Source organism: Acidithiobacillus ferriphilus (assembly GCF_018854775.1).
Lineage (GTDB): Bacteria > Pseudomonadota > Gammaproteobacteria > Acidithiobacillales > Acidithiobacillaceae > Acidithiobacillus > Acidithiobacillus ferriphilus.
Map to the genome: position 1 here is coordinate 1 of NZ_JAAZTY010000168.1, position 7,977 is coordinate 7,977.

Sequence of the window (7,977 nt, forward strand, 5' to 3'; positions counted from 1 at the left end):
CGTGGGATCGGGTCGGATAGGGGCGCACCAGTATTTCGGCGGGTAAATCCAGTTGCTCTGACAGGCGGCGAATCATTTCCAGGGTGAGTGGCCGCCGTCGGTTCAGCACTTCAGAAACCCGTGCCCGAGAGCCAATGCAGGGTTCGAGATCTTTACGGGAGAGACTGCGGGCCTCCATGACATGCTCCAGCAGGGCAACAGGATCGGGATCATCAATGGGGTGCTGCCGCCGCTCATAGTCTGCAATGAGTATGGCGATCACTTCCAACTGGTCACTTTCCGGGCTGCCCGCTGGGGCATCCCACAGGCGATCTATCAGGGTCAGAGCCGCCGTATAGTCGCACTCATCATGAATGGCTTTGATTTCCATGGATTGACTCCTCAGATAGTGCGGGCGTCGAAGCGGTCATATTCCGCATGGGTGCTGACGAAACGGATATACAATAAACGGTCGTAATGGATAGCGACGATCAGCCGATAACTATCACCCTTGATGTTGAATACCACTCGATTCCCCGGCAAAAAGCTCGCGCTCCGGTAAGCCGCTTTGATGTCTGCGGGATTTGTCCAATGGGCACGACTGGCGATGGCATACCAGGCATGTAAAGGTTCCCCGGCAGGGGGTGAATCTCCCAGAATTCCCGCAAGGCCCGTAACAAAATGACGCGCATGCCGCTTCACATTGCTCCCATCTCGGGAACGAGGATAACCGAAGACAATAGGCGGATTCGTGGGCGTCGTGGCCTGGGCCATACCCGATCCGGCACTACATAGTGCTTTCTTGCGACAAAAAGGTAATGTCAGCCACCCAACACCCACTTTCCATGCGCTTTAATGGCGTCATACATAGCGTCTGGTGCCAGGTCTAGTTCCTCTGGCCAGGTCACCACCCCATGTTCCAGACCTACGGCGCTGAACACCTTGGGCTCTGAGAGGCATCCAAAAACGCCCGCACCTGGGCTATGAATCAGGGCATCCATCCAGACCTCGCCCTCTGTACCATCCACAAAGCGGACATGCAGCCGGTATCCGTCGAGCGCGCGCACGGAAGCCACGCGCCATGGTGCTTTCGGGATGATGGGCGGTACTAAGGTAGCGGATGAATTTTTTTGAGTGACTGGTTGTGTGTGCATAGCTCCCAATTCTCCATAAGTTCAGCCCGATGCTCCTGTGCCCATTCCAACACTAAAGCCAGCGCCCGTCTGGGCATATCGCCCTGGATAACCTCCAACGTACGGATGTTTATGAGCACCTCATATTCCCCGTACAGGGCATGAAAGTGTGGCGGTGCATGATCCTGCCAGAACATCTGAATCAAGACACCGTAAAACATGCTAATGGTAGGCATGCGAAAAATCCATCATGGCCACAGTCGATTGCACATCATCGCGGCTTTTTGATCATCAAGCCATCTGTGACAAAGCATAAGGCAGATCCATCACTCCGGCAATATGATGTACGATATGAATTCCCGCGCAGAAGCCACCGTAAAGGCCTCAAATTTGCCCTACAGCGCACGCAAAGGACGCTGGCAAAACCACCTCAATGCATCAAAACAGATTCTGGGGCATTTCTCGACGCCCTTGCTCCGTTGAATAACAATAAAGGGAGAGCCGATGCCGCAGGCATGGGGGGACGTAGTCCCCGAAGGGGGTCGATCCGGCGAGCCGAAGGCTCGGACAGGCTGGAGAACTGATAGTATCTATCCAGCAGCGGCCCCGGACGATTTTTGAAGGCGAGCGCATGGAACTTGGGAAGTCGGGGTTGTTTCTCCAGGTCGACAGGGCGCAGCGGACCGAAAAACCAGGCATGCGTATTGTTTGGCAAATGGTGTCTTTCGAACTTCAAGATAGAAAAGAAACGCCTTTCCCCCCAGGCATACGAGAAGTTCGTGGCCATGCAGTTGGAAAAATCCAGGGCGAAGCTCGATCAGGAACTGGGGATCAAGGTGGACATGCTCGCCTGGCCCTTCGGGATCTATGATGAGGATCTGATCAAGAGTGCCGCGACGGCGGGATATATCGCCGCCTTCACCATGGTAAGGTCGCCTGCCGGGCCATCGGATAACGTGATGGCCCTCCCGCGCTATCTGGTCACGGACCAGGATACGGGCAAGACATTGGGAAGACTGTTGACCACGGACACCAGATAAACGAGGTGAGTTGTGAAGGGTTATAAAAACATAAAAAACATATGCGCTTCGTTACTTGCAGTCTTGTTGCTCGTCTCGGGGAACGCTGCCGCCTACAGCGGGATGGTCGTGGACGCCTTGACGTGCAAACCGATCCCAGGGGCATTTGTAACCTTGGGTGATTCGGTCGTACGCACGGTCCAGGATGGCCATTTTCAGATCAGCGGGCAAGGAACCGTGCTTGGCCTCAGGGCCTACGGCTACAGTCGCCGCGAGGTCCCCGTCGGAGATCTCAAGGAGGATGAAACCCTATCCCTCGCGCCTTTCAAACCCAAGGCCCTTTATTTGTCTTCCTACGGAGCGGCCAACACGCGTCTGCGGGAATCCGCTCTTGATATCATCGGCAAGACAGACCTCAACGCCGTAGTGATCGATGTGAAAAACGACCGGGGAATGATTGCGTACAAGACCGACATTCCTCTGGCCACGGAGATAGGCGCCCAAAAAATTATCACCATTAAACATATCAAGCGACTAATGGACGATTTGCACAAAGAAGGCATCTACACCATTGCCAGGATCGTGGTTTTCAAGGACAACGTCCTCGCATTGGCGCGACCGGATCTGGCCGTCAGGACCGCGGGCGGTGCCATCTGGAGGGATCGGGAGGGCCTCGCCTGGACCGATCCTTTCAGCAAGCAGGTATGGGATTACAACATCGACGTCGCCGTCGAGGCCGCCAAGGACGGCTTCGACGAAATCCAGTTCGACTACGTCCGCTTTCCCGACGCCAAGGGCCTGGCGTTTTCCCGGTCGAGTACCCAGGAAAGCCGAGTCTCGGCAATTTCCGGATTTCTCGCGGAGGCCCGCAAGCGCTTGATCCCATACAATGTCTTTCTTTCTGCGGATATTTTTGGTTATGTGATCTGGAACCGCAACGACACCGGGATCGGCCAAAACCTGGAGGAGATGGCGCAGCAGGTCGATTATATCTCTCCCATGCTCTATCCATCGGGTTTTCAGTACGGTATCCCCGGCTACCCCAACCCCGTTCTCCATCCGCACCAAATAGTTTACCGCTCGCTGCGCAAGGCCGAGGAAAGAACGGGGTTGCCGGCCGTGCGCTTCCGCCCCTGGCTGCAGGCATTTCGTGATTACGCCTTTGGCGGGAAACCCTTCGGGGGCGAGGAGATCGCGGCACAGATCGATGCGGCGCAGACTTTCGGATCGGACGGATGGATGCTGTGGAACCCCCGTAATGTCTATACTACGGCAGGACTCCCGTCGAAGTCGGGGCTGGCCCCACCGACCGGGTGTCAGCCCGCGGGGCCGCAGGGATTCGTCATGGGCGGCGGGTCCATGTTGATCAACGGCGCCAACTCCTGCAAAGCCTGCCAGTACACGCGGCGCTTGAAGGCAATGATTTCATTCACCGGCATCCAGTAATCCACCCAGCGCCAGTCCTCAAACTCCGGCTGCTGGGTGCGCAGGTTAATTTCCGCTTCTTCGCCTTCAAAACGAAGTAAAAACCATATCTGCTTCTGCCCACGATAACGGCGCCGCGAGGTGCGGTGACGGGCACAGGGCACTTCGTAGCGCAACCAGCCCCGCGTCCGGCCAAGAATACAGACCTTGGCGGTCCCCACTTCTTCTTCCAGCTCACGAAACATCGCCTGTTCCGGCGTTTCCGCATAATCAATGCCGCCCTGGGGGAACTGCCAGGCATTTTCACCCCGGCGTTTGGCCCACAACACCTGATTGTGTTCGTTACAAATAATCATGCCCACATTGGGGCGATAGCCGTCCGCGTCTATCATGTTCATCGTCTCTGCCGATGCGTTTATGTCGCAATATAGCACGCAGACGGGTCCGCGTCAGTCCACTCCCGCGTGCAGCAGATCCAGTGGATAGCGTTTGCCCGCCTGATAATCGGCCATACAGCGCTGCACCATGACGCTGCGCATCTCCCCTCGGCGCGCCACCACTTCCCCCGGAGTCAACCAGGCTGGACCGATAATGCCCGCATCCAGGGCACGGCTCATGTCTCGGGGGCCAAGGCGCCCCCCGAAAGCAAAGCGCAGGTAAGTCAGGTTTTTCTCAGGAAATTCCCAGTGATAAACGCCCGTCAGATATTCCGGCTGGAAGGTGTAGCCCGTTTCCTCCAGGGTCTCGCGGACCACTGCATCCAACAGCGTTTCACCGGGGTCCCAGTGGCCGGCAGGCTGATTGAAGCAGCGCCGCCCCCCCACCATCTCTTCCACGAGCAGAAAACGGCCGTTCTCCTCTACAACAGCGGCTACCGTCACATGCGGCGCCCAGATCATGGGACTTTCTCCATCGTACGCTCTGGTTCCGTGAGTTCACGCCATTGCCCGGGAGGCAGATCGCCCAGCACAAAAGGGCCGAAGGCCTCTCGCTGCAGGGTCAGCACCAGATTATCCAGAGCGGCAAACATCCGCCGAACCTCATGGTATCGCCCCTCCGTCAGGGTCAGCAAGATCTCCTGATCTGTCAGGTGCTGCATTGCTGCGGGACGACACGGAGTCTCTTCACCTTCCAGCATCAGAGTTCCCGCAGCCAGGATATCCGCCGCATCGCCCCGCAACGGCTCCTGCAGGGTCACCCGATACACCCGGGGAATGGCGCGGCGCGGGCTCGTCCAGTGGTGCAGCCAATCCCCATCATCGGTGAGCAGCAAGACACCGCTAGTCTCGCGGTCCAGACGCCCGACACTGCTCAGCGACGGTCGCCGGTAGCGCCAGCGCAAGGGAAAATCCTGATAGATGGCGCGCGGATCATCGTGAGCACAAACCTTGCCCAAAGGTTTGTGATAGAGCAGATAGAGGGCATGGGGGTGATCAATAGGCTCCTCATCCACCCAGACCAGCGCCGCATCCACTTTGGCAGAGGCTTTGCGCAACAATTCTCCGGCCACGCGCACCCGCCCCTCGCGCAATAGATCACGCACTTCGGAACGGCTGCAATATCCCAGGCGAGACAGTAAATGATCAATGCGTTCGGCGGATTTTTGCATAGGGCGTAGTTTAGCCTGTGGGACAGGCTGACGAAAAGCCTTTAAACCACTATGATCACGTCATAATCATGTGGAGCGGAATGCATCATGACGACCGAATATACCCTACCCCCGGAATGGGCCCCGCAACACGCGGTACAACTTACCTGGCCGCACCCCGATAGCGACTGGGCGCCGCGCCTGGAGGCGGTGCTGCCAGTATTCGCCAGGATTGCCCGTGAAATCAGCTTCCGCGAAGAGGTACTCATTGCCTGCCATGACACGACCAGCATCAAGGTCTGCAAGACATATCTGCGGCACGCCGGTGCCGATCTCGCGCGCTGCCATCTCCACACCGTTCCCAGCAATGATTCCTGGACCCGCGATCACGGTCCCCTCATCCTGCAGAACCCTGCCGGTCAGCGTAAACTGATGGACTTCGCCTTCAATGCCTGGGGCCTCAAATTCCGCGCCGACCTGGATAACCAGATTACCCGCCACCTGCATGCCCAAGGCGCTTACGGAAACGCGGCACTGGAGATTTCCGGGATGGTTCTGGAGGGCGGCAGTATTGAAGTGGACGGCGCGGGCACCCTGCTGACCACCAGCGCCTGCCTGCTCTCGCCCAACCGCAACCCGCAATGGTCAGCGGCGCAGATCGAGGACGCCCTCCGCGCCCAGCTCGGCGTAGAACGCATTCTCTGGCTGCACAGCGGTCATCTGGAAGGCGATGACACGGATGCCCATATCGACACTCTCGCCCGCTTCTGCAACCCGCACACCATCGCCTACCAGAGTTGCGATGACCCCGACGACAGTCATTTCGCCCCACTCCAGCAGATGGCTGCGGAGCTCAGCGCCTGCCGCAACCGTAACGGCGAGAACTACCACCTGATCCCTCTGCCCTGGGCGCAAGCGCAGTTTGACGAAGAGGGCAACCGTCTCCCCCTGACCTATGCCAACTTTCTCATCCTCAACGCCGCCGTCCTGTTGCCCACCTATGACGACCCCGCCGACCACATTGCACAAGAACGTCTGCAACACATCTTCCCTGACCGGGAAGTGATCCCGGTCCCCTGCGGCGAGTTGGCCCGTCAGCACGGCAGTCTGCACTGCGTCACCATGCAGTTGCCGCGTTAAAGCCCATACTGTGCCATACCTTGACAGAAGCGCATCGCTCCGCCATCGTGGCCTAAAATTGCGAGGATCCCATGCTCCACTTTCCGGATATCAATACCGTTGGCTTCCAGCTCGGCCCCATCACCATTCATTGGTACGGACTGCTGGAAATCATCAGTTTTGTCATAGCCACCGTCTGGCTCATCCGGCGCGGCCGCATGGCGCACTGGAACTGGCGCAAAGAGCAGGTCGTCGACCTGGAATTTTATGTGGCCGTCGGCGCTATTCTGGGTGGCAGGGTGGGCTATGTGCTCTGGTACAACCTCCCCTATTACCTCACCAATCCCGTGAAAATGCTGGCCATCTGGGATGGCGGCATGTCCTTTCACGGCGGCCTCCTGGGCGTCGTCATCGCCTGCTGGGCATTTGCGCGACTCCATCAACAACATGCCTTTCTGCCTACGCTGGACTTCATCGCGCCGGCCGTACCTATCGGGTTGGGTCTGGGACGTCTCGCCAATTTCATCAACGATCAACTTTTCGGTCGTGTCAGCGATCTCCCCTGGGCCATGGTTTTCCCCGCCGGTGGTCCGCAACCCCGGCAGCCCTCGCAACTCTATGAATTTCTGCTGGAAGGCGTCCTGCTCCTGCTGATTCTGGCTGTCTACAGCCGTAAAGCGCGTCCTGCCGGTGCCGTCGGTGGCATGTTTGTCCTCTTTTATGGCATCTTCCGTTTCCTCGTGGAGTATACGCGGCAGCCGGATATTCAGTTGGGCTTTGTCTTCGGTCCCTACACCATGGGTCAGGTCTTATCCGTACCCATGATTATTCTCGGTCCGCTGGTAATCTGGTGGGCCTATAAGGGCGGGTTCGCCGAATCACCCAAAACCACACTGGCAGCCGATAATTAGCTGCCGCAGATCACCTCTGCATAATGCCCATGGCTGAGCTCAACCCGCCACAGCAGGAAGCGGTAAAACACATTCACGGCCCCTTGCTGGTGCTGGCCGGGGCCGGCTCGGGCAAGACACGGGTCATCACGCAGAAAATCGTCCATCTCATCCGCGAGCAACAGATAGCCCCCCGTCACATCTGCGCCGTGACCTTCACCAACAAGGCCGCCCGCGAGATGAAAAACCGCGTCGCGGAGGCTTTGCAGGGCCATAACAGCCGGGGTCTGATGGTCTCCACCTTTCATCATCTCGGCCTGCAAATCCTGCGCAAAGACATCGAGCGCCTGGGTTATCGCGGCAACTTCAGCGTCATTGACCCTGGCGACAGCTTAGGCATGGTGCGCAACCTGCTGCGCGAGGCGAGCGGCCCCAGCGATCTCGCCGAAGCCATTCAGGCACGTATCTCCCGCTTCAAGAATGACGGTTTCTTCCCCGAGGAAGCGCATGCGGATGACCGTCTCGGTCAGGAGGCCGCCAACATATACGCGCCATATCAGCGCTCCCTCAGTGCCTGCAACGCGGTGGATCTGGATGATCTCATCCTCCTGCCCACCCGCCTGCTGCAAGACCACGCAGAAGCCCGCCACGACTGGCAGGACCGCATCCGCTACCTGCTGGTGGATGAATATCAGGACAGCAATGGGGCGCAGTACCGCCTGGTGCAAACGCTGCTGGGCACCCGTCACAACCTGACGGCGGTGGGAGATGATGACCAGAGCATCTACTCCTGGCGGGGTGCGGCTGCCGACAACCTGCATCGA

At 58.2% G+C, this 7,977-nt stretch carries 11 protein-coding genes and 1 pseudogene; 5 read left to right on the plus strand and 7 right to left on the minus strand.

Annotated elements, in window-relative coordinates; genetic code table 11:
* The 4 genes from HF921_RS11115 to HF921_RS11130 form a co-directional block, all read right to left on the minus strand.
* A partial coding sequence (locus HF921_RS11115; protein ID WP_215893823.1) for a helix-turn-helix domain-containing protein occupies positions 1 to 370 on the minus strand: 370 nt, incomplete at its 3' end.
* A gap of 11 nt (positions 371 to 381) precedes the next feature.
* Positions 382 to 753: a type II toxin-antitoxin system HigB family toxin gene (locus HF921_RS11120; RefSeq protein WP_215893824.1), complete on the minus strand. Its 372-nt coding sequence runs from the start codon at positions 751 to 753 to the stop codon at positions 382 to 384.
* 47 nt (positions 754 to 800) lie between these two features.
* Entirely contained in the window at positions 801 to 1,046 is a 246-nt protein-coding gene (locus tag HF921_RS11125) for a DUF2442 domain-containing protein (RefSeq protein WP_288021464.1), read from the minus strand.
* Between the two features lie 41 nt (positions 1,047 to 1,087).
* Positions 1,088 to 1,348, minus strand: a complete 261-nt coding sequence (locus tag HF921_RS11130; protein ID WP_215860140.1) for a DUF4160 domain-containing protein — start codon at positions 1,346 to 1,348, stop codon at positions 1,088 to 1,090.
* A 543-nt stretch (positions 1,349 to 1,891) separates the two neighbouring features.
* Here HF921_RS11130 and HF921_RS11135 point away from each other — a divergent pair.
* Positions 1,892 to 2,152, plus strand: a complete 261-nt coding sequence (locus tag HF921_RS11135; protein WP_226834526.1) for a polysaccharide deacetylase family protein — start codon at positions 1,892 to 1,894, stop codon at positions 2,150 to 2,152.
* Positions 2,153 to 2,254: 102 nt separating this feature from the next.
* Positions 2,255 to 3,337 (plus strand): annotated as a pseudogene (locus tag HF921_RS11140) (putative glycoside hydrolase); the annotation flags it as partial.
* A 110-nt stretch (positions 3,338 to 3,447) separates the two neighbouring features.
* On the opposite strand, the gene HF921_RS11145 reads toward HF921_RS11140, so the two are convergent.
* Genes HF921_RS11145 through HF921_RS11155 form a run of 3 tightly spaced genes read right to left on the minus strand, consistent with a single transcriptional unit; the run spans position 3,448 to position 5,165 of the window.
* Positions 3,448 to 3,948: an RNA pyrophosphohydrolase gene (locus HF921_RS11145; protein ID WP_081258089.1), complete on the minus strand. Its 501-nt coding sequence runs from the start codon at positions 3,946 to 3,948 to the stop codon at positions 3,448 to 3,450.
* Between the two features lie 57 nt (positions 3,949 to 4,005).
* Positions 4,006 to 4,455 (minus strand): NUDIX hydrolase, encoded by a 450-nt coding sequence (locus tag HF921_RS11150; protein ID WP_064219334.1) that lies wholly within the window; start codon positions 4,453 to 4,455, stop codon positions 4,006 to 4,008.
* Positions 4,452 to 5,165 (minus strand): pseudouridine synthase, encoded by a 714-nt coding sequence (locus HF921_RS11155; RefSeq protein WP_064219335.1) that lies wholly within the window; start codon positions 5,163 to 5,165, stop codon positions 4,452 to 4,454. The genes HF921_RS11150 and HF921_RS11155 overlap by 4 nt, the downstream gene beginning before the upstream one ends.
* 87 nt (positions 5,166 to 5,252) lie before the next feature.
* On the opposite strand from HF921_RS11155, the gene HF921_RS11160 reads away from it, so the two are divergent.
* The 3 genes from HF921_RS11160 to HF921_RS11170 all read left to right on the plus strand — a co-directional run.
* Complete coding sequence (locus tag HF921_RS11160) at positions 5,253 to 6,284, plus strand: agmatine deiminase family protein (protein ID WP_064219336.1); 1,032 nt, start codon at positions 5,253 to 5,255, stop codon at positions 6,282 to 6,284.
* Between the two features lie 71 nt (positions 6,285 to 6,355).
* Positions 6,356 to 7,174, plus strand: coding sequence for a prolipoprotein diacylglyceryl transferase (gene lgt / locus HF921_RS11165; protein WP_215892407.1), 819 nt, complete (start codon positions 6,356 to 6,358; stop codon positions 7,172 to 7,174).
* A gap of 29 nt (positions 7,175 to 7,203) precedes the next feature.
* Positions 7,204 to 7,977 (plus strand): ATP-dependent helicase (locus HF921_RS11170; RefSeq protein WP_226834528.1); only part of this gene is annotated, 774 nt, incomplete at its 3' end.

Coding starts and splice junctions, on each gene's coding strand:
- HF921_RS11145 (WP_081258089.1), bottom strand. CDS start 3,948: ATGATAGACGCGGACGGCTATCGCCCCAATGTGGGCATGATTATTTGT.
- HF921_RS11155 (WP_064219335.1), bottom strand. CDS start 5,165: ATGCAAAAATCCGCCGAACGCATTGATCATTTACTGTCTCGCCTGGGA.
- HF921_RS11150 (WP_064219334.1), bottom strand. CDS start 4,455: ATGATCTGGGCGCCGCATGTGACGGTAGCCGCTGTTGTAGAGGAGAAC.
- HF921_RS11160 (WP_064219336.1), top strand. CDS start 5,253: ATGACGACCGAATATACCCTACCCCCGGAATGGGCCCCGCAACACGCG.
- HF921_RS11120 (WP_215893824.1), bottom strand. CDS start 753: ATGGCCCAGGCCACGACGCCCACGAATCCGCCTATTGTCTTCGGTTAT.
- HF921_RS11130 (WP_215860140.1), bottom strand. CDS start 1,348: ATGCCTACCATTAGCATGTTTTACGGTGTCTTGATTCAGATGTTCTGG.
- lgt (WP_215892407.1), top strand. CDS start 6,356: ATGCTCCACTTTCCGGATATCAATACCGTTGGCTTCCAGCTCGGCCCC.